Source organism: Pseudoalteromonas sp. CnMc7-15 (assembly GCF_022347925.1).
GTDB lineage: Bacteria > Pseudomonadota > Gammaproteobacteria > Enterobacterales > Alteromonadaceae > Pseudoalteromonas > Pseudoalteromonas ruthenica.
The window spans coordinates 439,310-461,786 of record NZ_JAKRFT010000003.1 but is presented as its reverse complement, the minus strand read 5'-3'; the positions used below and the strand labels follow the sequence as shown (position 1 = coordinate 461,786).

The window sequence follows — 22,477 nt, the reverse complement described above, 5'->3', positions numbered from 1 at the left end:
GGGTCGTTACTTCGTGATAGCTAGTACGTTAGGGATTTTTTTAGGCTCCTTTTTGAGTTTGTTTTTTTTCAGGAAAGTAGCTGTTTTTATTAACCTTGTTGATGAACCGAATGCGCGTAAACACCATAACGGGGCGGTACCTCTTGTGGGTGGCTTGTCTGTATTCGTTGTGGTTTTCTCTTTTCTGTGGGTCTTTCCTAATACCATCACTTCATCTTATTTATACCTAGGCTGTGCCGGTATTTTGCTGCTTGTAGGCGTGCTAGATGATTTGTTAGATATTAGTTTTAAATTTAGGCTCGCACTACAGCTTGTTATCTCGGCACTCATGATGCTGCTTGGCGGGCTCGTTTTATCTAACGCTGGCTATTTGGTTGGCCCTTTCTCGCTGGAATTATCCTATTTTGGCTATGTAATGACCGCCATCGTTGTCGTTGGCGCTATCAACGCATTTAATATGGTCGATGGCATCGACGGTCTGCTAGGAGCGCTCTCGACTATTACATTTTCAGCGATGGGTGTGCTGTTTTATATTAATTCGCAACAAGAACTAACGACTTTCTGTTTAGTCATTGTTGCCGCTACCATACCTTATATCATTATGAACTTGGGAATTCCGCTGGGTCAAAGATTTAAAATATTTATGGGCGATGCGGGCAGCACTGTTATAGGGTTTACTGTTGTGTGGCTTTTATTAGAGGGCTCCCAGGAGCCTGCTATGCCGGCTTTTTCACCCGTTATAGCTTTGTGGCTAGCGGCGGTGCCCATTATCGATGCGGTTGCGACAATTGCTCGGAGAGTGAAAAAAGGAAGCTCGCCTTTTAAACCTGACCGAGAGCATTTACATCATATCTTAATGCGGTTAGGATTCTCAGCTCGCCAGGCTCTGGTAATCATATGCTTAAGTGCTCTCTTTTTTGCCACATTGGGAGTGCTAGCTCATGTATTTCAGTGGCCACAGTATCTGATGTTTTGGTCTTTTGTGCTCATTGCTCTGGCTTATTATTATGTGATGTCCAAAATATGGAGAATCACTGTTAAGCTCAGGCGTTTTTTTGGCATTTCCAAGACCAGCTCTAAAGCAGTGCGCTAGAGAATTTATTAACTATGAACAACAACCCCCCTATGCCGATAGAAATTGCGGGCGTAAAAGTTATTCCGTTTACCAACAAAGAGCAGCTAATGAGCTGCGTATTTGACCTTAGGGGAAACGTCGTTCCTGGAATGGCTGTAGCCGTTAATCCAGAGAAAGTTATCAAGGCCATGGATGACGCTGAAACTCTTAATATTATTAACTCTGCCACGATTCAGTATGCAGATGGTATTGGCGTAGTTAAAGCGTTAGAGCAAAAAACCAAGGCAAAGCTAGAGCGCATCGCAGGGTGTGAGCTTTGGCTAGACATATTAAAGCGCTCTGTTTCCCACCGCTCAAAGGTATTGCTTATTGGTGCTAAGCAATCCGTTATTGATGATTGTGAAGCTAAGCTTAAAGCATGTGAGGTGAATATTGTTGCGGCCCAAAATGGTTACTTCAACGATATTGATACGGTAATTGAGTTAGTGAAAGGGACGCAACCTGATATCGTCATTGTTGCCCAGGGTTCTCCGAAGCAAGAAAAGTTAATTAATCAACTTCGTACATATTGGCCGCATGCTTTCTATATGGGAGTTGGGGGAAGCTTTGATGTATTAGCTGGTGCGGTACAGCGGGCTCCAAAAACATGGCAAAAATTAAATCTAGAATGGCTCTATAGGGTAGTAAAGGAGCCTAAGCGTATATTTCGCCAGGCTAACCTTTTCAGGTTTTTATTACTTTACATAACGAGAAAGTTGTAGTCAGAAGTGAGAATTTTATGGAAGCGAATAAAGTGAATAGCGACGAAATCAAGCTGAGGGACTTAGCGGTTATCTTATGGGACCATAAGGTATTCATCGTGCTTTTCACTGCGGTGTGCTCAATAGCAGCTGTAGCTTACGCGATCAGTAAGCCAAATGTGTACACAGCTCATGGTTTGTATATGCCCAAATCAGAGGGAAGTACAGGTAGCTTGTCCAAGCTTGCAGGACAGTTTGGTGGTTTAGCGAGTTTAGCTGGAGTCTCTTTGGGGTCTGGCTCATCAGATAAAACCGAAGTTGCTCTGGAGTTAATTGAATCGAGAGCGTTTCTACAAAGTGTGATTGATAAGTATGAATTATTACCTGAGCTTTTAGCTGTACAAGGGTGGGATAGAGAAGCCGATACGCTGATTTATGATGCTGAACTATATGATGCTCAAAGTAAAAAGTGGGTGAGAGAAGCTCCTCCAGGGAAAGGCGTGATACCTACTCCGTGGGAGGGGTATGAAACCTTAAAAGAGAGTATCAACGTCGAGTTTGATCCAAAAAAAGGGGTCGTTAAGCTTTCTGTTACTTACTTCTCACCGGAACTTGCAGCAAAGCTGCTTAATATTATTGTTGCTGAGTTAAATAGCTTTTGGCAGCAGCGACAAATAACCGAAACACAAAAATACATCGATGCCTTAGCTGAGCAGGCTCAAAAAACTCAACTCGCAGAATTGAAAGAAGTATTTTACGAGCTGATAGCAGAGCAGACAAAAACAAACTTGCTTTCCAAAGTGTCTGACGAGGCGATGTTTGAAACTGTTGCTGCAGCCGTTGTTCCTGAAGAAAAGTCAGCCCCTAGTCGTGCTCTAATATGTGTTGTCGCGTTTATCTTTAGTGGCTCCATCGCTTCTATTGTGGCACTGTTCTACGGCCTTGCGAGTCGCAGAGAAAAGATTTACGGCTAAAATGTTTTACTCAAGAGCCGTTGCCAGTTACAAATTATTGTGGCACCAAATAGCTGCGTGGATGATTTGCCTCTTTTTAGCAGCTGATATGGCTTCTGGCTTTTCTATCATTTATTTAGGAGTTGATCTTAAGATCTCTCTTATTTACAAAGTGCCTCTCTTTGCGCTCATTTTGGTGTTAATTGCCAGTTATGAGCCGAGACAATTTCTCACGCTGGTTAGCTTCATCCTTTTTTCATTCATTGGCCCTTTAGTTCAGTTTTTTGATTATGCCCGAGCTGACTTTTTGCTCTTTGACTTTGCTACTTTGGTAAAGGTGTACACCCCTATAGCCGTTGTTCTATGGCTACGCATATTAGTGAATGTGGATTCGGCGTTTGCAAAGACAATAATAGAGAAAATTATCTGGACTTCATTTTTGTTGTTGAGTGTAAACTTTGTTTTAGGGGCGCTGGGGATTGGTAAAAGTACATATGAGTCGAGTGGCGAGGATGGAGCCGGAAGTACAGGATTGATCATAGCAGGAAACGAACTTGGAGGTGCTTTTTTAGTCACTTTTTGTTTTGTTTTGCATAAAGTGTGGAATGATCGCAAGTATTTCCAATATTTGTTGTTGAGCCTTTTTACGGTCGCTTGTGGGTTCATCGTTTCAACCAAAACCACGATGCTAGCTTCGCTACTTATCGTATTGCTTGTTCCTATCTTTAATGAGCGAGATAGGTTTTATTCAATTACCCGGTTAAAGTTATACATACTGGTGCCTTTCATTCTTTTGATTTCAATCCTCGTATACCTCGTGTTTGACATACTGCAAGCCATTGGTTTGTACGATAGGATTATGTGGTTTTATGAAAAGCGGGGCTTATTGGGTATCCTGTTATCAGGCAGGGATGAAATGATTGCTGATAAAATGGACATAGTGGTTAATCAAAGCGTGCTTTTCGAACAAATATTTGGCCAAGGCCAAGCTATTTCCTTAAAGGATAAATTGGGAAGTGCTGCGACAGAAGTTGACTCTTTTGACTTGTTTAACCTTTATGGGATTTTCACACTCATTCTTATTGGCACCTTCTACCTATACCACCTTATCAAGTCTCACAGCTTGCTGTTGACTAAGTCGTTTTATGGTCCGTACATATTTTTAACTAGCCTTATTTTGTTCTCTTTATCGCAGCTTAGCGGTCATATATGGAACTCGGGCACTGTTGGGTTATTACTCGGCTGTATGATCGGACTAATATATGTTGAGAGAAGTAATGAAAGTTATTGTATTAACAGGTAGATACCCTTCAACCGACAATCCTTATGCGCATATGTTTGTGCATACTCGAAATATAGAGTACGTGCGACAAGGGCACTCTGTAAGGGTGCTTGTGCCTTCGGAAAAGTCACACAAATACATGATAGACGGAGTCAATGTTGAGATGGCACCTTCCTCAGATTTGCGCAAGGAGTTAGCCAGCGCAGACAGAGTGATGGTTCATTTATTGCTTCATCGGTTTAGTCAAGCCCTTGATGCAGCGCCTCTATACAGTGAGTTACTAGAGAATAATATACCCACTGTATTTTTCATACATGGTGTTGAAACCCAAACAATATGGGGTAGTCGCCGAGATGATATTAAATGGCACTCACCTTTTAGTCTGGCAAGGTGGGCATATAGAGATTGCTTTCTCATCAATAAAATGCGCAAGACACTAGCTTTGTTTAATGAGCCTCAAGTTAGAGTGAAGTTTGTTACGCCGTCGAAGTGGATGATGCATGAAGCGATTGGCCACACTAATGTCAATATTGAGGCCAAGACATCAGTGATTCCAAATGGTATTGATACATCTAAGTTTGCTTTCGAAGATCATTGGCATAATAGGCACTCGTTGTTAAGCATTCGTCCTCTCTACTTAAAAGGTAAGTATGCGGTCGACCTAATGATAGAGTCTACGGCTATCTTACGAGGTAAAGTGCATTCAACTTTATATGGGGCAGGTCCTGAAGAGGCTAGCATAATCAATGAGCTCCAAGCTCGTGATCTGACAAATAGCTTTACCCTGGTAAATAAATTTATCAATAGTAAAGATATTCCTAGTATACATAGTGAACATGGTATTTATTTGGCTGTCACCAGAATGGACGCTCAAGGCGTATCCATGTGTGAGGCTATGTCCTCAGGAATGCCTACAGTGTCATTTGATACCTGTGCCATTCCTGAATTTATAACTCACAACCATTCAGGCCTGCTTGCTCCAGCCTACGACTGCGATGTTTATGCTCATAATGTAAGTGAACTTATTGAGAGTCGAAGCCTATTTGACAAAATAGCGCAAAACGGAAGAAAGAGAATGGAGGCGATAGATATAGAAAACACTTGCCGAGAAGAACTAACGATTAGGCTTTAACCATGATTAACTTCTCAATTTGCACGCCTGTATATAATCGAGCAGATCTAATTGTCAGAGCTTTCGAATCTCTAAAAAAGAATGTCAGTAGTTCCATAAACTTTGAATGGATTATCGTAGATGACGGGAGCTCAGATAATATCAAGGAAGTTGTTAACCAGTTTTTGTTATCTAGCCCATTTGAGATCAGCTTTATCGCCAAAGAAAATGGTGGCAAACACACTTGTATGAATGTTTTCTTTGAGCGGGCAGCCGGTGAGTTATTCTTTATTCTAGATTCAGATGATGCATTGCCAGAGCAATGCTTGCAACGAGTTTGGAATACTTGGGAGAAACATCGCAAAGATACTAGCTTAGCCGGGGTCATTGGGTTGTGTGCCGGATTTGATGGGCAGGTGATGGGGAGCTTATTCCCTGAGTCGCCAATGAGGACAACCATTTTAGAAAGCATACATTGTTTGAAAATGGCGGGTGATCGCGCCGATTTCGTTCGTTCAGATTTACTGAAACAACATAGATTTCCTTGCTATGCTGACGAGAAATTTATGCCTGAAGCCGTTGTTATGCTTTTGCCAGAAATCGACCATCAGTACTTGTGTGTCAACGATACATTCAAGCTTATTGAGTATCAAGAAGGCGGATTGAGTGATACATACAATGCACTGGCTCAAAACAATCCCAGAGGAATGCTTCAGCGGTTTTTGGTCATTTTGAGAGAGCCAGCTTTATTGGCCCGTATCGGCGCTATTGGTAGGCTGAAAATGTATACTAATTATTTTAGGTATAAGTTGCACTGTTCAGGAAAAGAGCATTCAGAGCCAGCGCCTCTTTACTATAAACTTGAGGCTATGTGTGCCTCTGTTTTAGCATTAGGACTATTCGTAATTGATAAAATTAAGCGAGGCAAGCGCCCTTGAATACATTGTTATGGGGGTACCTATCTCGCTTTAGCAGCATAGCTAGTAGCTTGATAATCATGCCTTTTGCATTGTCTTATTTTAGCAATGATGTGTTTTCAGTATGGATGATCTTCGTTACTTTCTATGGGCTAATCGTTGTCTTCGACTTTGGTCTTAGCGCAACTTTCGCTCGACAGCTGAATTATATACTTTCAGGAGCTCAGCGCCTTGAGGTTAAAGGCACTTCACAACATGTAGACGAAAAAAACATTAACTCTCAGTTGTTTACTGGCGTAATTGATGCGAGTAAATACACATTTTTTTTATTGGGCTGCTTGTGCTCTATATTTTTCGTACTTTTTTACTTCGCTTATTTGACAGGAATAGAAGAGAAGCTTGGAGCGTCTTTATGGTTAGAGTGGAGCATCTACTGCTTAGCAATCGTAATAAGCTTATTTTCTTTGCAATATAACGCTATTTTTTTTGGTACTTACAACGTAACGTCCATATACCGTGTTTGTACTATCTCTAACCTAATCTTTTTTTCTGTAGCTATTTTACTGATATACCAAGGGGGTGGGCTGCTTTCTATTGCTGTCGCTAGACTCGTCGCAGCTATTGTGTACCTTCTTCATTCTATAGTTGAAGTTAAAAATTATAATATGCTTCGTTTTTATCAAACTAATCTAAAGGGTAGGATTAAAAGCGCGCGTGAGACACTATTTACACTGTTACCCAATGTATCTAGGCTTGGCTTAGTATCGTTAGGTAATTATTTATCAGCCAAAGCAACCGTGTTTCTGACAGCATCTTTCTTACCATTGGCTCTTTCTGCAAGCTATTCCTTTGTGCTTAATATTTTTACAACCATTAGTTCGGTTAGCTTATTATATATGACTATCCATACTCCAAAGCTAAATAGCCTAATGCAGCGCCGTGATATGACTAGAATTAGAGTGCTGCAATCAAAAGTGAGACTCGTGTCTTTAGGGTGTATGGTAGCAGCAGGGAGCTTGTTCTTTGCGATAGGGGATTACTTGCTAGCCCTTTTAGAGTCAGACACTCAGTTATTAATGCTTGCACCAATGCTGGCTTTATTTTTAGTTTACCTTTTAGATACTAATAAACAGTTGGCACAAAATTTATTGATGACTGGCAATCATGTCGACTTTGCGCTTGCCTCAATCACCGCAGGAGTTGGGGTGGTGTTCGTGACATGGGCTGCTCTGGCTGTGGGTTTCGAGAGTGTTTACACACCCATAGTGGCTATTCTACTCGTACAAGGTGTGTTTAATTTTTGGTATTGGCCACTGCAGGAACGTAAGTTGACTAAAAGTACATAGTATTACCTTTTTAAATACTGACCGGCCCAATATCTTAGTTTGTCGGTAAAGTGGCCACTCTTTCTGTGTTTCATTAGCAAAGCTAAGCTATACCTTTGCTTTAGTCGTCTGATTTTCATGAATTCTTGGTTCTGAATATTTTTATCATTCATTAAGTGCCCATGTTTTGATGCAAATTGCTCATAGCCCCTGACACTTTTTGGATTTCCTGTCATGCGTTGGGCGGGGTTTGTATCATTTATAATATAAGTGGGCTCTGCAATTCTAAAAGCCTCACCATAAGCGATAATTAGCCGTGTCCATAGGTCATAGTCTTGACAGGCTACGAAGGTTTCATCAAATCCTCCAACCTCTATCACACGGCTTTTTTCGACTAGGATTTGTGTGGTTGCCTCGTTATACGATAACTGAGCTTCCAGTGTTATTGGGCCGGGCTTTTTATCGATTACCCGTGTTTTGTGCCCATAGTCCCAAATCATTGCACTAGATATGAATGAGTACTCGGGTTTATAAGCTGCTAAGAGCAGAGATATTCTATTCGGGAGCATGTAATCATCGTCATCTAAGCCAGTAATAAACATACCTTCAGCGACATTTATAGCTTGATTGCGAGCATAACAGGCGCCGTTAGAAGTGTTGTTGCTGATCACTTTAACTTTTATAGTTTTGGATGACTTTAAGGCTGTAAGGTATTCTTTCGTACCATCAGTTGAACCATCATCACAAACGACAAGTTCTAAATTGGGGTATGTCTGCTTCTCGACGCTGAGAACTGCACGTTTAAGAAGTTCAAGACGGTTCTTGGTTGGCATATAAATACTCACCAAGGGTGAATGACTATCTTGTTGACTCATCTCTTTCCCATAAACTTTGCTTATTTGTTTTTAATTGCCAAGTGGCGATGGATTTGGCTAGTAACTTTATGGCGTAAAGAACTCCTTTATTAATAAAAGATTTAGAGGTGATATAACTTTTAGGGGCAACTAAGTTAGGGTATTTTTCTGCTAACTCATAATTACCTCTACAGATTCGAGTCTGTACTTTTAACATATCTTTAAATGTTCTTGGGCATTCAAAACGATAAGACAGGGAGGAAATGATCTTGTAATTATTCTTGCCTACACAACGCTGTATGTAGCTATCATCAGCGATGATAGTTGGAAGGGGAAATAACGCATTTGCACTAGACTCGCTTAAGGCTATTACATTTGCGATTCTATGCCTTCGGTTATAGGTTGAACTTGAAGCTGCTTCATAAAAACGGCGTACAAGCCAAGTGCTTTGTTTATACGCAAAATTAGCTTTCGGGGATGCAGCCTCTAGGTTAAGGTTTTTAAGCGTCGTTGCTAACTTAGTTATCGTTTTTCCTTCAACCCTGATATCAGCATCTAATAAAATAACTGTCCCTGAAAGGGCACACACTTCATAACCTGCGTTGAGGGCTGAAATTTTGCACCCTTTTTCTATCTCGATATTTCTAAAGGTGACTTTGTGTTGGGTAGCGTTTGCGCGTTTGGTGTAGCTCTCTATCTTTTCAAACGAGCGATCCAAGCATCCGTTACAAACAGTCACAATTGTTGCGCATAGCTCACCGTCGCTGAGTAAGGCATCTAAAGTATGGCAAATTACTTTTTCTTCATTGTATACCGGTATTATTATGGTGAGATGGTCAGCGGGCATGCTCAGCCTAGTAAGTATTCAGAAATTTCACGCCCAGCACTGAAGCTTGGCTTTTTATACGGAGTTGGTTCAAAGTCTTTAAGCTTTGAAACTTGCGACTCTAGATCTTCTATGCGCCAGCACACAAGGGCATATTTATTATCTTGTAAAAAGTGTAATAAGTCCTTTTGGTGACTATCAACACGATCTGTATTATATACTACTAACAATGTCTTACCTTGTTCTAGCATGCTGTATACACTTCCAGCCCCAGCGTGGCAAATAACGAACTCAGACTCGTCAATGTATTGTTGTATGTGGGTTGAGAACTTAAAAAAACTAAAGTTTTTTGGTTTGTATACACCGTTAGATATTTGCCCTAAAAATGTAATATCTTGGGCAGTATTTAATTGCGCAATAGAATCCAGCTGTTTGAACAATGAGTCAAACCTCGTATTTCCTACGGTGACTAACACTTTCATAACCTGCCCGAGTATGTCGCTTTTGGATACTTCGCTAGCATAGTTTCGTTTTGCACATAAAACCTATTTGCGATTTTATACATGAAAATTCCAGTAGCCGAAGCGCTATAAAACCTAGACCAAGATTCCAAATAAACCACTTTTTTTCTACAAAGCCGAAACAAAATTGAAGGAATGACGGCCATTCCCGGGCCTGTGGAGACTAGCCCTACAATATTATGTCTACGCAGTAGGCGAAGGGTTTGGATAAGCGTTACAAAAGCTGTATAGGTTAGCTGAAAAGGAGCCTTCCAAAAATGAAATTTATCTCTCGGTTCAGGACAGCGAAGGTGTTCTAACGACCCAAGTTCATCATTAACATCAGCAATTGATACAAAGTCGAACTCTTTATGTTGTTTTAAACTTTCTAGTAATCGCTTCATTTGCTCTTTGTGGCCACCACGCCCGTATATTATGAGCAGCGTCTGTTGTTCTTTCGGAATCATTTATCGCGTCAACCCTGATTAGAGGTCGCTAGTGTATTCAATTTAAGTCTTAATTGACAGCCTCAAGTAACAACTTAACCTATGGTTATTCGACAGAAGTGGCTTGCGATACTGTAGATTCTACCTCCCTCTAAGGGGTATAATGATGTGATGTATTTAAGGCAAGTTTTGTTTGAGGAAGTGAGTGCAATTTAACCGAATATCAGTTGTAGGCCTTGGCTATATAGGTCTACCCACCGCTGCAGTGATCGCTTCTCGAGGTTTAGAGGTGATTGGGGTCGATGTTAACCAACATGCGGTTGACACCATCAACGCCGGCGATGTGCACATAGTAGAACCTGATCTGGATATTGTGGTGAAAAGTGCAGTGCAAGCAGGGAGGCTCCGCGCAACAATACAGGCTGAGCCTGCAGATGCATTTATGGTAGCTGTGCCTACTCCTTTTAAGGATGGCCATGAAGCTGACTTGAGCTATATTGAGGCGGCAGCAAAGTCCATCGCGCCAGTGTTAGAAAAAGGCAACTTGGTTGTGCTTGAGTCTACCTCTCCAGTTGGTGCTACCGAAGCGCTATCTGAGTGGTTAAGCGAATACCGACCTGACTTGAGTTTTCCTCAGCAAGCAGGTGATAACGCTGATATAAAAGTTGCGCATTGTCCTGAACGTGTCTTGCCTGGTCATGTTTTACGTGAGCTTGTTGAGAATGACCGTGTTATAGGCGGTATGTCAGACGCTTGTTCCCAGGCCGCTGTATCCCTATACGCAACCTTTGTAAAAGGGGAGTGCTTACTGACTAATGCTCGCACTGCAGAAATGGCTAAACTCACAGAAAACTCATTCCGTGACGTTAACATCGCCTTTGCAAACGAATTATCCATTATTTGTGATAAGTTGAAAATCGATGTTTGGGAGCTTATAAATCTAGCTAACCGCCACCCCAGAGTTAATATTCTAAACCCTGGCCCGGGGGTAGGGGGGCATTGTATTGCCGTTGACCCATGGTTTATTGTCAGTTCTGCGCCTGAACAAGCGAAGCTTATACGCACTGCGCGGGAAGTGAACGATAGCAAACCTGTTTATGTATTAGAGCAAATAAAAGCAGCAGCAGAGCAATTTAAAAAACCCGTAGTGGCATGTCTAGGGATTGCCTTTAAGGCAGATATTGATGATTTACGCGAGAGCCCTGCGCTTGATATTACTAAGCAGTTGTGTGCCTGTGAAGCAGAGGTTTTAGTCGTAGAGCCGAATATTGAAGAGTTGCCTGCACAATTAAGTGAACTAGGGGCAAAATTAGTGAGTTTAGAAAATGCACTAGAGCAAGCAAATACGTTAGCTGTTTTAGTCGACCATAAAGAATTTAAATCGATAGACCCTAACGTAGTTGCACGTAAGGTAATCGTTGATAGTCGAGGCATCTTCTAACTATTATTGTTGAATAGCTCTGCGAGATTATATTTACAGCCCGCCAACCGGTGGGCTGCGCTATTTTAAGTTGGAACAAATTAATGAAAGTGTTAACAGTCTTTGGAACGCGCCCTGAAGCGATCAAAATGGCCCCATTAGTAAAAGCCCTAGAGCAAAATAATGATATCGACGCCCGAGTGTGTGTGACAGCCCAGCATCGTGAGATGTTAGATCAAGTGTTGGATTTATTTGCTATTCGTCCAGATTACGACTTAGATATTATGAAGCCAGGGCAAGACTTGTTTGATGTTACTGCCAAGATCCTTCTAGGGTTGCGTGATGTGTTAGATGATTTCGAGCCTGACTGGGTTTTAGTTCATGGCGATACCACAACGACCTTGGCGGCGTCTTTGGGCGCGTTTTATAAGCAAGTTAAAGTGGCTCATGTTGAGGCAGGGCTGCGGACTCACGATTTATATAGCCCTTGGCCTGAGGAGGCTAACCGCACATTAACGGGCTCTCTTAGTGCATTACATTTTGCACCGACCCAGGCTTCTGCAGATAACTTGCTTCGCGAGCATGTTGCTGACACTGACATCGTTATTACCGGTAATACCGTTATTGACGCTTTGCTGAAAGTTAAAAGTGAGGTGCTTACGAACCCTGAAACAAAAGCGCAGATGCAGAAAAAGTTCGGAGAGTTAACAGCAAAACCTTATGTGCTAGTGACAGGACATCGCCGTGAGAGCTTTGGCGGGGGTTTTGAGCGGATATGTGAGTCAATAGCGCATTTAGCAAATAAATACCCGGAACACAACTTTATCTATCCCGTTCACTTAAACCCTAATGTGCAGGAACCGGTAAATCGCCTTTTAAATGGTTTAGATAATGTGAAGTTAATTGAGCCTCAGGACTATCTACCCTTTGTTTATTTGATGGATAACTGCCAAATTATTTTGACCGACTCGGGTGGCGTACAAGAAGAAGCCCCTTCTTTGGGGAAACCTGTATTAGTGATGCGTGATACCACAGAACGACCTGAAGCTGTTGCTGCTGGAACCGTAAAGCTAGTTGGTACAGATATTAATAAAATCATTGATGCGGTAAGTGAGTTACTCGATGACACGAGTGTTTATGAAACCATGAGTCGAGCTCATAATCCGTATGGTGATGGATTGGCTTGCTCACGAATTGTTACTGCTTTGCTAGCGAGATAGTATGAAAGTAACTGTTGTCGGAACTGGTTATGTTGGGCTGTCCATAGCTATGCTATTAGCCCAGCACCACCAGGTCATAGCGCTGGACATAGATGAGGCCAGGGTCGATAAACTCAATAGAGGTGAAAGCCCAATTATTGACCCAGACATCCCTGAGTACTTGTTCACAAATAAGTCTCGGTTTAAAGCGTTAACCGAGCCACTAGAGGCTTATCAAGAGGCTGAGTTTATCGTCATTGCTACGCCCACCGATTACGATCCACAAACTAATTACTTTAATACTCAGTCTGTAGAGGATGTCCTTAAACAGGTTGAGCTATGTAATCCAAGTGCGACCGTGATTATAAAGTCGACCGTTCCGGTTGGGTTTACTGAACAAATGAGAGCTCGGTTTACCCACCTACGCATTATTTTCTCTCCTGAGTTTTTAAGAGAAGGTAAAGCGTTACAGGACAACCTATACCCTTCAAGAATAATAGTCGGAGGACATTGCGAGAGCGCCAATGACTTTGCTCAACTCCTTTCCGCATCTGCTCTTATCGACAATGTGCCAGTACTTTTTACAAAAAGCACCGAAGCTGAAGCAATCAAATTATTTGCTAACACATACCTTGCTATGCGAGTCGCTTACTTTAATGAGCTAGACACTTACGCTGAAAAGCATGGTTTAGATTCCAAGCAAATTATTGAAGGTGTAGGCCTTGATCCGCGCATCGGCGACCATTATAACAACCCTTCGTTCGGATACGGCGGGTATTGCCTTCCCAAAGATACAAAACAATTACTGGCTAATTACGAGGACGTACCTAACAACCTAATTTCAGCAATCGTTGAAGCCAATCGCACTCGCAAGGACTTTATTGCTGAACAAGTATTGGCAAGAAGCCCACGAGTTGTTGGCGTATATCGATTAGTTATGAAGTCAGGCTCTGATAATTTTAGAGCTTCAGCAATACAAGGTGTTATGAAGCGAATTAAGGCTAAAGGAATAGAAGTGATCGTTTACGAGCCTCAACTCAATACTTCGTCTTTTTTCAATTCCCGCGTATACAGAGATTTGAATGCTTTTAAAAGTGACTCAGATGTGATTATCTCTAACCGTATGGTCGAGAGCCTTATGGATGTGCAAGATAAGGTTTATACTCGAGACTTATTTGGCAGTGATTAATCGTTAAGGACGTTAACTATATGAAAGCCGTTATCCCCGTTGCGGGCTTGGGCACCCGCATGCTTCCCGCGACCAAAGCTATCCCTAAAGAAATGCTTCCTCTTGTTGATAAGCCGCTTATTCAATACGTTGTCAATGAGTGTGTGCGAGCGGGGATCAAAGAAATTATTTTAGTGACACACTCATCGAAAAACTCGGTGGAAAATCACTTTGATACTAGCTTTGAACTGGAAGTGACCTTGGAGAAACGGGTTAAACGCCAATTGCTCGATGAAGTACGCTCTATTTGCCCCGACGACGTTACCATTATTGGCGTACGCCAGGGTGAGGCCAAAGGCTTAGGGCATGCCATTATGTGTGCTGAGCCAGTCGTGGGTGATGCGCCTTTTACTGTTATTCTTCCGGATGTCATCTTAGACGAATACAGTGCCGACCAAACCAGTGAAAACTTAGCGGCAATGATTGCCCGTTTTAAGGATACGCAAACCAGTCAAATTATGCTTGAGGCCGTAGCGCAACAAGACGTTAGTAAGTACGGTATTGCTGATATTAATGGCGAGCAAATTGAACCTGGTCAGAGTGCAGTCATCAAGTCTATGGTAGAAAAGCCTAAAGTCGAAGACGCACCGTCTAATCTCGCAGTTGTAGGTCGCTATGTACTGTCTCACAATATTTGGCCATTGCTAAGAAAGACACCTATTGGTGCCGGTGGTGAAATACAATTGACCGACGCCATTGATATGCTGATAGCTCAAGAGGCGGTCGAGGCATTTCGCATGAGTGGCATTTCTCATGACTGCGGCGACAAGTTGGGATATTTGAAGGCGTTTGTACGCTATGCCCAGCAACACCCTGAGTTAGGTGCGGACTTCTCGGAACACCTCAAGAGTATTTAAAGCGAAGGAGTTAAAATGGCAATTTTAGTGACAGGTGGTGCCGGCTACATTGGTTCTCACACCGTGTTGGAACTGCTAAATCAAGGAAGTGAGGTGGTGGTTTTTGATAACCTGAGTAACGCCTCCAGAGAGTCGCTACGTCGCGTTGAAGCGCTCGCCGACAAGCCTGTCACCTTTGTGAAAGGTGATGTGTGTGATAAAGGCGCACTTGATAGCGTATTTCAGAACCATGATATTGATAGCGTTGTGCACTTCGCGGGTTTGAAAGCCGTGGGTGAATCTGTTGCTAAGCCTACGCTGTATTACCAAAATAACGTACAAGGTTCATTGACGTTAATTTCGGCCATGCGCGATGCCGGTGTGTTTTCTTTAGTGTTCAGCTCATCGGCGACCGTTTATGGTGACCCTAAGACTTTGCCCATTAAGGAATCTGCACCCGTGGGAGGGACGACCAACCCATACGGCACGTCAAAGTTAATGGTTGAACAAATCATGCAGGATGTGGCGCAATCGGATGAGCGTTGGCGGTTCGCTATTTTACGTTATTTTAATCCGGTGGGTGCGCACCATAGTGGGCAAATAGGCGAAGACCCCAATGGTATCCCAAATAATTTATTGCCCTATATTTCTCAAGTGGCGGTAGGTAAGCTCAAGCAATTGGCAGTTTTTGGTGATGACTACAACACCAAAGATGGCACCGGAGTGCGTGATTATATCCATGTCGTTGATCTTGCTATTGGTCACCTAAAAGCTTTGGATTGGCTTAGCCTGCATAGCGGTGTGCACATTTATAACTTGGGCACAGGTAATGGCTACTCGGTTCTGGAAATGGTGAAAGCCTTTGAGCAAGCCGCCGATAAAGCCGTGCCATACGAAATTGCACCACGGCGCGATGGTGATATTGCTGCCTGTTACGCCAGCGCTCAAAAAGCCGCTGATGAGCTTGGCTGGCATGCACAGCGAGGTATTGAGCAGATGATGCAAGATACGTGGCGCTGGCAAAGCAAAAACCCGGATGGGTATCAAGATTAATAAAAAAGGAGCGTTTAGCTCCTTTTTTATCGACACCTACAACCAGTGTGTGGTTTTTTGTAGGCAAGGCTTTAGCCTTGCACAGGTATTAGGTGTAGCTAGACAGTCAGGCTAAAGCCCGACCTACAACGGATGTATAGTTTAGTTGTTGTAGGCAAGGCTTCAGCCTTGCACAGGTATCAGGTGTAGCTAGACAGTCAGGCTAAAGCCCGACCTACAACAGATGTGTGGTTTGGTTGTTGTAGGCAAGGCTTCAGCCTTGCGCAGGTGAGAGGTGTAGCTAAACAGTCAGGCTAAAGCCTGACCCACAACCGGTGTGTAGCTTGGGTGTTGTAGGCAAGGCTTCAGCCTTGCACAGGTATTAGGTGTAGCTAGATAGTCAGGCTAAAGCCCGACCTACAACAGATGTGTGGTTTGGTTGTTGTAGGCAAGGCTTCAGCCTTGCACAGGTATTAGGTGTAGCTAGATAGTCAGGCTAAAGCCCGACCTACAACAGATGTGTGGTTTTTTGTAGGCAAGGCTTCAGCCTTGCACAGGTATTAGGTGTAGCTAGACAGTCAGGCTAAAGCCCGACCCACAATCGATTGTAGTTTGTTGTAGGCAAGGCTTCAGCCTTGCACAGGTATCAGGTGTATCCAGACAGTCAGGCTAAAGCCCGACCTACAACGGATGTATAGTTTAGTTGTTGTAGGCAAGGCTTTTAGCCTTGCACAGGTATCAGATGTAGCTAGATAGTCAGGCTAAAGCCTGACCCACAACCGGTGTGTAGCTTGGTTGTTGTAGGCAAGGCTTTAGCCTTGCACAGGTATCAGATGTATCCAGATAGTCAGGCTAAAGCGTGACCTACAACCAGTGTGTAGCTTTGCTGTTGTAGGCAAGGCTTCAGCCTTGCTCAGGTATCAGGTGTATCCAGACAGTCAGGCTAAAGCCCGACCTACAACCGATTGTAGTTTGTTGTAGGCAAGGCTTCAGCCTTGCTCAGGTATCAGGTGTAGCTAGACAGCCAGGCTAAAGCCTGACCCACAACGGGTGTGTGATTTGGTTGTTGTAGGCAAGGCTTCAGCCTTGCACAGGTATCAGATGTATCCAGATAGTCAGGCTAAAGCCTGACCTACAACGGGTGTGTAGCTTGGTTGTTGTAGGCAAGGCTTTTAGCCTTGCGCAGGTATTAGGTGTATTTAGATAGTCAGGCTTAAACCTGACCTACAACAGATGTGTGTTTTTTGTAGGCAAGGCTTTAGCCTTGCATAGGTATTAGGTGGCTATTTCTACCTTGGTTTGCTGCGCAAGCTTACTTCTGAGCTGCTCTGCTAACGCTTGTTTGGCCTCATTATCGCCATGAACAATTTTAATATGCTGAGGTTTTTTACGCATGCCGGTAACAAAGCGTATCAGCCCAGCCTGATCGGCGTGTGCACTGTAACCACTGATGGTGTGGATATGCGCATTGATATCAATGCGTTGGTCATTTAGTTCAACATAGCCTCCTCGCGGGCCATATTTTTGAATAGCTCGCCCTGGCGTGCCTGCACCTTGGTAGCCAACAAAAATGACATCGGTCGTGGGCTCTGGTAAAAACTCAACGAGGTAGTTAACTATACGCCCGCCACTGCACATGCCGCTAGCAGCAATGACAATTGCGGGCTTTTGTCTTTGCTTAAGGTATTGTAGTAGCTGCACATGCTGTTGGTGAGTATCTATTGTCACTATGTTATCGAAATCGAGAGGGTGGCGACCTTTAGCAACTCTTGCTTTGGCTTCTTTATCCCATAATGACTTAAAGCGCCGATACTCTCGGGTGAAATTTGCTGCCATGGGAGAGTCAATAATCACTTCGATATCTTGCCAGAAAGAGTGCTTTTTAGCGCTGTGTATAATCTGTTCAAGCTCGTATAGTAATTCCTGTGTGCGGCCAATGCTAAAGGCTGGAATAAGCACCACGCCGTTATCTGACACCGCGCGTTCAATCACGGCTTTAAGTTGCTGTGTACGTTGTTTACGGCCATGATGGAGGCTATCGCCATAGGTGGACTCAATAACCAAAGTATCGGCCTTGTAGGGCGCTTTCGGCGCTGGTAGTAACGGAGTGTAAGGGGCTCCAAGATCGCCCGAGAACACCACGCGATGGCGGGTCTCGTTATGCGGCAAATCAATTTCCACATAGGCTGAACCAAGAATATGGCCCGCGCGTTGCAGTCGAAAGCGACAATCGGTGTTGGGTAAATCATACCAGTGCTTAAAATCAACGCTCACCAGTTGGCGTTTAAGCAAACGAATACAGGTGGCCACTAACTCTTGCTCTTGAGTGACACCAAGTTTGAGCGCATCTTCAATGACCAAAGGCAGTAATGCCGATGTCGCCTGTGAAGCATAAATAGGGCCTGTGAATCCCGCTGCAAGTAAATAAGGGAGGCGGCCGACATGATCAATATGACAGTGCGTGATGATAACCGCAGTCACGGCACTTATATCAAAGTCGATGGCCAAACTTGGCTTGGCCTCGGCACCCTGAAACAACCCACAATCTACAAGCACCGAGAGCGCCTTACTCACCTGAAGTTCATGGCAAGAGCCAGTAACACCGTTTACCGCACCATGATGGCGTATTTGCACCTCATCCATTGCTGATCATATCGCTTTTATTCGCTGCTTATGCCTTCACTGTAGCACTTAAGTGCCGAGAACATCAGCCCTTCGAGATGCAAGGTTTTAGGTTTCAAATTTTTGCGTTTGTTGCTCTAATTGCTCAGTGAGTGCACGCATGCTTTCGCTGGCCACATGCGCCTGTTTTGATACCTGCGCTGTGTTCGTGGCGGTATCAGAGATCACCACCACGCGATTAGCAGTATCTTCACCTGCCCCGAGCTGCTCTCTCGCGGCACTGGCTATTTCTTGGCTCATACCGGCTAGGGTACTCAACGACTGGGCGATATGCGCTAACTCGGTGCGCACCCGTTGCGATTTACTCACGGTTTGTTCACTGGTCTCAATGCTCATTTGTACCGACTGTTTAGCCTCGCTGGTGGCACTTTGTAGATTAGTAATCATACTGTGGATTTCTTCGGTGCTACTTTGGGTGCGCTGCGCGAGTTGCCTAACTTCATCCGCGACCACTGCAAAACCTCGGCCTTGCTCGCCCGCGCGAGCAGCTTCAATGGCCGCATTCAGCGCCAGTAGGTTTGTTTGTTCGGCAATACCTTGAATAACCCCGAGCACATTGGCGATATTATTGACTTCGTCATCGAGTAGCTGAATATTATTACCAGCGCTGTCAATTTGTTTCTCTAAAAGGGAAATGGTTTCAACAGCCTCCTCTGTTAACGCGTTAGCAGCTTGGCCTTGCTGCTCAGCTTCGCCAACGGCATAAGCTGATTGCTCGGCAAGGTCGACCACACTTTGCGCTGAGGCCGTAAGCTGGGTAATCGCTGAGGCCACAATGGCAGTGTCTTGCTGTAATGATTGCGTTAAGCGCTCCAGCTCAACCGAGCGTTTGTCTGAGTCCACACTTTGCTGCTGTAAGGTGTCTGCGACTTCTTTTATGCCTGTTACCACTCCCTGCAATCCTTGTTGCATGTAGGCCATGCTACCGATAATGCTATCTTTGTTGTGCTCTTGATGGGCGATAGTATTGTTCAAACGCCCACGTGATACTTGCGTTACGATATCTTTTACTGAGCTTAATTCAGCGCCTAAGGCATTGGTCAGTGCTAAACCAAACTTAGCTAAGGCGAGGGTGAGTAATACCGCGATGATAAGCGATAAACCGAGTAACCAGCTGGCGGTGCTCCAGTAACGCTGATCGACTTCTTTGTAGCTGATGCCGGTACCAATATACCAACCCCAACGAGGCGTTTTTTGTACAACTGAGGTTAAATCAACGACTTCACCATCGCGCTCAGAAGTCCAGTGGTAGGTGATGATTTCACCCGTTTTGCTACCAACTAAGCGCTCCACCATGGCACCAATGCTGTTGCCTTGGGCATCTTTGAAGTCATTAAAGCAGGTACCGTGCAATTGCGGATCATGCGGTGCGGCAACAAAGTTGAGATCGCTGCTGACTACATACACATACTCAGAGTCATGGTAAGTATTATTTTGTAGTATGGTGCTGGCGTAAGCTTGTGCTTGCGCGTCACTAAGCTCACCCTGAGCCGCTAAGGTTTCGAGCTCCTCAACCACATTGACGGTGCTTTTCATCAGTTGATTAATACGGGCAATATTGTCGTTTTCACTGGCATGACGCAAGGCTTGCAAACCTAGCAAAGCGACGGCAATAAGGGCAATAAATAGGGTGACAGCAAAAGCAATAATTTTGCTTCGTAAAGAGAACGTTGCGAACACAGCAAGCTCCAAGTCGATAAGCGGTTTGTTACACTTATCACTTTTTCAGCGGCTTTTTAAGGCAAAAGCCGCAAAAATAGACTTTTTTCTGTTGAATTTTTTTGAGTGTATGTTTGGTAGGTACGCTCAACAAAGGTTTACTTCATCTTCGCTTAATGCTCGGTACTCCCCTGGGGCAAGTGAGTCATCAAGAGTAACACCGGCTATGGCCTCTCGGTGCAGGGCGACCACCTCATTGCCAACGGCGGCTAGCATGCGCTTCACCTGATGATATTTACCCTCAACAATATGCAATCGAATTTGATAGGGGGCTAATACCTCAACTTTGGCTGGGCGAGTGAGTTCACGTTCGCCATGTAGCTGCACTCCTTGTTCAAGTTCATGCGCCGCGTGTTCGGTAATAGGTTGCCCTAACTCCACCACGTAGGTCTTGTATTTTTGCTTCTTTGGGCTAGTTATTTGATGTGTCCACTGACCATCGTTACTCAGCAGCACTAGGCCAGTGGTATCGATATCCAAACGTCCAGCAACATGCAATTCCTGCAAGTTGGGCTCATCCATTAAATCGAGCACCGTAGCATGTAAATCGTCACTATTAGCACATACATAGCCTTCGGGCTTATTAAGCATAAAGTAGCGCTTGCCCAAATAATGTAACTGTTCACCGTCTAGAGTAACAACGGTGTTTTCATCGATAGCGGTGTTTTGCTGTGTGGTCATCTCACCACCTACACATACCCGCTTGGCTTTGATCACGGCCTTGGTTTTGGTACGTGGTAACTGGGTAACGTGGCTAATGAACTTATCTAAACGGCAAGGAAACTTCATTGGGTCGGGGCTTTAATTTCGCTACAATGGCGCGAGTATAGCTTATGCGTCTCAGCGAAAACAGCCACCGTGAATAAAATCCTCTCACAGTACCAACAGCAAATTGATGCGCAAATACTTGCCGTTGATGATGCGCAACAACGGGCGGTCGAGGAGCTTGCGCGTTTAGCGCAGGAACTTGAGCAGCGCTCATCGTCTCATTGCTTTTGGCGTCGCCCTAAAGTCACGACCGGAGTATATTTATATGGCCCGGTAGGGCGGGGAAAATCAATGCTAATGGACTTATTCTTCCAGCATCTCAATAGTGATAAAAAGCAACGCTTACACTTCCATCACTTTATGGCTTTTGTGCATCAACGCCTGAGGCAGTTGCAGGGGGTGAAGAATCCTATGCGCCAGTTGGCAAAAGAGTATGCCAGAAGTACCGATGTGCTGTGTTTTGATGAGTTTTTCGTCAGCGATATCGGTGACGCCATGATTATGGCCAGGCTATTCGAGGCTTTGTTTGCCCAAGGTATGGTCTTGGTAGCAACCAGTAATTGCCATCCGCAGCAGTTGTATCGCAATGGGTTACAGCGAGCGCGCTTTGAACCTACCATCGCCTTACTCGAGGCGCATTGCCATGTCTGTGATGTCAGCGGTGAGCAAGATTATCGGCTGCAAGGGTTTGCTGGCTTTCGTTACTATCTCGCCTATGGCCCAGATGTGTTGAATGGGCTGTTTAAGCAGCAACAACGCTGTTCTATTGAGCCCTGTATACGAGAGATAAATCGACGAAGCATGCATTTTATGGCCTATGCCAGCGATGCGGCCATGATTGATTTCTTTGCCTTGTGTGGTGATGGCCGCGCCAGTGCAGATTATATGGAGCTGGCCCAGCAACTGCAGGTGCTTTATGTGGACAAAGTCCCAGCTATGGGAGTCGCGATGCACAGCGCACATGTAGCCCAAGGCACAGAAGATGGTTACATCCGCGATCAGGTCCCACAGCGCCAGGCTCAGTATGACGACGAAGCGCGGCGCTTTATTGCTTTGGTTGATGAATTTTATGATAACCATAAGTTGCTAGTTATCACTGCAGAGGTGGAGCTGGAGTCACTTTATCAAGGAGAGCGTTTAGCTTTTGAGTTTGCGCGTACCCAGTCGCGCTTAATTGAAATGCAACGTTGGTCTTTACCAAGCCATTAATGTTGTAGGCAGGCTTTTAGCCTTGCGCGGGTGTGAGCCCGGTTTACATTGTCAGGCTAAAGCCTGACCCACAACGGGTGTGTAGTTGGTTGTTGTCGGCAAGGCCTTTAGCCTTGCGCGGGTGTGAGGTTGATTTTGATTGTCAGGCTAAAGCCTGACCTACAACGGGTGTGTAGTTGGTTGTTGTCGGCAAGGCTTGTAGCCTTGCACAGCTGTTAGATTGATTTTGATTGTCAGGCTAAAGCCCGACCTACAATGGGTGTGTAGTTTGTTGTTGTAGGCAAGGCTTTTAGCCTTGCTCAGGTGTGAGGGCGGTTTCCATTGTCAGGCTAAAGCCTGATCTACAACGGGTGTG

General features: G+C 44.3%; 20 protein-coding genes. 13 read left to right on the top strand and 7 right to left on the bottom strand.

The genetic code is table 11. From position 1 onward, the window contains the following. Positions 1–13 precede the first annotated feature (13 nt). The 7 genes from wecA (at position 14) to MHM95_RS09380 (ending at position 7,424) form a co-directional block, all read left to right on the top strand. Entirely contained in the window at positions 14–1,093 is a 1,080-nt protein-coding gene (wecA, locus tag MHM95_RS09410; protein WP_239385115.1) for a UDP-N-acetylglucosamine--undecaprenyl-phosphate N-acetylglucosaminephosphotransferase, read from the top strand. Between the two features lie 32 nt (positions 1,094–1,125). Next, positions 1,126–1,836 (top strand): WecB/TagA/CpsF family glycosyltransferase, encoded by a 711-nt coding sequence (locus tag MHM95_RS09405; protein ID WP_239385114.1) that lies wholly within the window; start codon positions 1,126–1,128, stop codon positions 1,834–1,836. A gap of 17 nt (positions 1,837–1,853) precedes the next feature. Further along, entirely contained in the window at positions 1,854–2,789 is a 936-nt protein-coding gene (locus MHM95_RS09400) for a Wzz/FepE/Etk N-terminal domain-containing protein (protein WP_239385113.1), read from the top strand. 88 nt (positions 2,790–2,877) lie between these two features. Then, a complete protein-coding gene (locus tag MHM95_RS09395) occupies positions 2,878–4,071 on the top strand; it encodes a hypothetical protein (protein ID WP_239385112.1) in 1,194 nt (397 codons plus the stop codon). Next, on the top strand, positions 4,046–5,182 hold the full coding sequence (locus MHM95_RS09390; RefSeq protein ID WP_239385111.1) for a glycosyltransferase family 4 protein: 1,137 nt from the start codon (positions 4,046–4,048) through the stop codon (positions 5,180–5,182). Before MHM95_RS09395 ends, MHM95_RS09390 begins: the two co-directional genes overlap by 26 nt. A gap of 2 nt (positions 5,183–5,184) precedes the next feature. Beyond that, positions 5,185–6,099 (top strand): glycosyltransferase family A protein, encoded by a 915-nt coding sequence (locus MHM95_RS09385; RefSeq protein WP_239385110.1) that lies wholly within the window; start codon positions 5,185–5,187, stop codon positions 6,097–6,099. A 59-nt stretch (positions 6,100–6,158) separates the two neighbouring features. Next, entirely contained in the window at positions 6,159–7,424 is a 1,266-nt protein-coding gene (locus MHM95_RS09380; protein WP_239385109.1) for a hypothetical protein, read from the top strand. A 2-nt stretch (positions 7,425–7,426) separates the two neighbouring features. Here MHM95_RS09380 and MHM95_RS09375 read toward each other — a convergent pair whose 3' ends face one another. Genes MHM95_RS09375 through pssD form a run of 4 tightly spaced genes read right to left on the bottom strand, consistent with a single transcriptional unit; the run spans position 7,427 to position 10,050 of the window. Continuing rightward, the gene (locus MHM95_RS09375) at positions 7,427–8,278 is read right to left on the bottom strand and encodes a glycosyltransferase (RefSeq protein WP_239385108.1); all 852 of its coding nucleotides are present in this window, start codon (positions 8,276–8,278) and stop codon (positions 7,427–7,429) included. Beyond that, positions 8,262–9,104: a glycosyltransferase family A protein gene (locus MHM95_RS09370; RefSeq protein ID WP_239385107.1), complete on the bottom strand. Its 843-nt coding sequence runs from the start codon at positions 9,102–9,104 to the stop codon at positions 8,262–8,264. The genes MHM95_RS09375 and MHM95_RS09370 overlap by 17 nt, the downstream gene beginning before the upstream one ends. A gap of 2 nt (positions 9,105–9,106) precedes the next feature. Continuing rightward, positions 9,107–9,565, bottom strand: coding sequence for a PssE/Cps14G family polysaccharide biosynthesis glycosyltransferase (pssE, locus tag MHM95_RS09365; protein WP_239385106.1), 459 nt, complete (start codon positions 9,563–9,565; stop codon positions 9,107–9,109). After that, positions 9,562–10,050: a PssD/Cps14F family polysaccharide biosynthesis glycosyltransferase gene (gene pssD, locus MHM95_RS09360; RefSeq protein WP_239385105.1), complete on the bottom strand. Its 489-nt coding sequence runs from the start codon at positions 10,048–10,050 to the stop codon at positions 9,562–9,564. The genes pssE and pssD overlap by 4 nt, the downstream gene beginning before the upstream one ends. A 184-nt stretch (positions 10,051–10,234) precedes the next feature. On the opposite strand from pssD, the gene wecC reads away from it, so the two are divergent. The 5 genes from wecC (at position 10,235) to galE (ending at position 15,765) form a co-directional block, all read left to right on the top strand. Beyond that, positions 10,235–11,470 (top strand): UDP-N-acetyl-D-mannosamine dehydrogenase, encoded by a 1,236-nt coding sequence (wecC, locus tag MHM95_RS09355; RefSeq protein ID WP_239385104.1) that lies wholly within the window; start codon positions 10,235–10,237, stop codon positions 11,468–11,470. A gap of 83 nt (positions 11,471–11,553) precedes the next feature. After that, complete coding sequence (gene wecB, locus MHM95_RS09350; protein WP_239385103.1) at positions 11,554–12,669, top strand: UDP-N-acetylglucosamine 2-epimerase (non-hydrolyzing); 1,116 nt, start codon at positions 11,554–11,556, stop codon at positions 12,667–12,669. A 1-nt stretch (position 12,670) separates the two neighbouring features. After that, entirely contained in the window at positions 12,671–13,837 is a 1,167-nt protein-coding gene (locus tag MHM95_RS09345; protein ID WP_239385102.1) for a nucleotide sugar dehydrogenase, read from the top strand. A 20-nt stretch (positions 13,838–13,857) separates the two neighbouring features. Then, positions 13,858–14,733, top strand: coding sequence for a UTP--glucose-1-phosphate uridylyltransferase GalU (gene galU, locus MHM95_RS09340; protein WP_053910081.1), 876 nt, complete (start codon positions 13,858–13,860; stop codon positions 14,731–14,733). Positions 14,734–14,748: 15 nt separating this feature from the next. Further along, the gene (gene galE, locus MHM95_RS09335) at positions 14,749–15,765 is read left to right on the top strand and encodes a UDP-glucose 4-epimerase GalE (protein WP_239385101.1); all 1,017 of its coding nucleotides are present in this window, start codon (positions 14,749–14,751) and stop codon (positions 15,763–15,765) included. Between the two features lie 1,254 nt (positions 15,766–17,019). On the opposite strand, the gene MHM95_RS09330 is transcribed toward galE, so the two are convergent. From MHM95_RS09330 to rsuA, 3 genes are all read right to left on the bottom strand, one after another. Continuing rightward, positions 17,020–18,378, bottom strand: a complete 1,359-nt coding sequence (locus MHM95_RS09330) for an MBL fold metallo-hydrolase (RefSeq protein WP_239385233.1) — start codon at positions 18,376–18,378, stop codon at positions 17,020–17,022. A gap of 96 nt (positions 18,379–18,474) precedes the next feature. Then, positions 18,475–20,106 carry a methyl-accepting chemotaxis protein gene (locus MHM95_RS09325; protein WP_239385100.1) on the bottom strand — a complete coding sequence of 544 codons (1,632 nt, stop codon included), beginning with the start codon at positions 20,104–20,106 and terminating at the stop codon, positions 18,475–18,477. A gap of 126 nt (positions 20,107–20,232) precedes the next feature. Further along, the gene (gene rsuA / locus MHM95_RS09320; RefSeq protein ID WP_239385099.1) at positions 20,233–20,934 is read right to left on the bottom strand and encodes a 16S rRNA pseudouridine(516) synthase RsuA; all 702 of its coding nucleotides are present in this window, start codon (positions 20,932–20,934) and stop codon (positions 20,233–20,235) included. Between the two features lie 69 nt (positions 20,935–21,003). On the opposite strand from rsuA, the gene zapE reads away from it, so the two are divergent. Next, positions 21,004–22,122, top strand: a complete 1,119-nt coding sequence (gene zapE, locus MHM95_RS09315) for a cell division protein ZapE (RefSeq protein WP_239385098.1) — start codon at positions 21,004–21,006, stop codon at positions 22,120–22,122. Positions 22,123–22,477 lie beyond the last annotated feature (355 nt).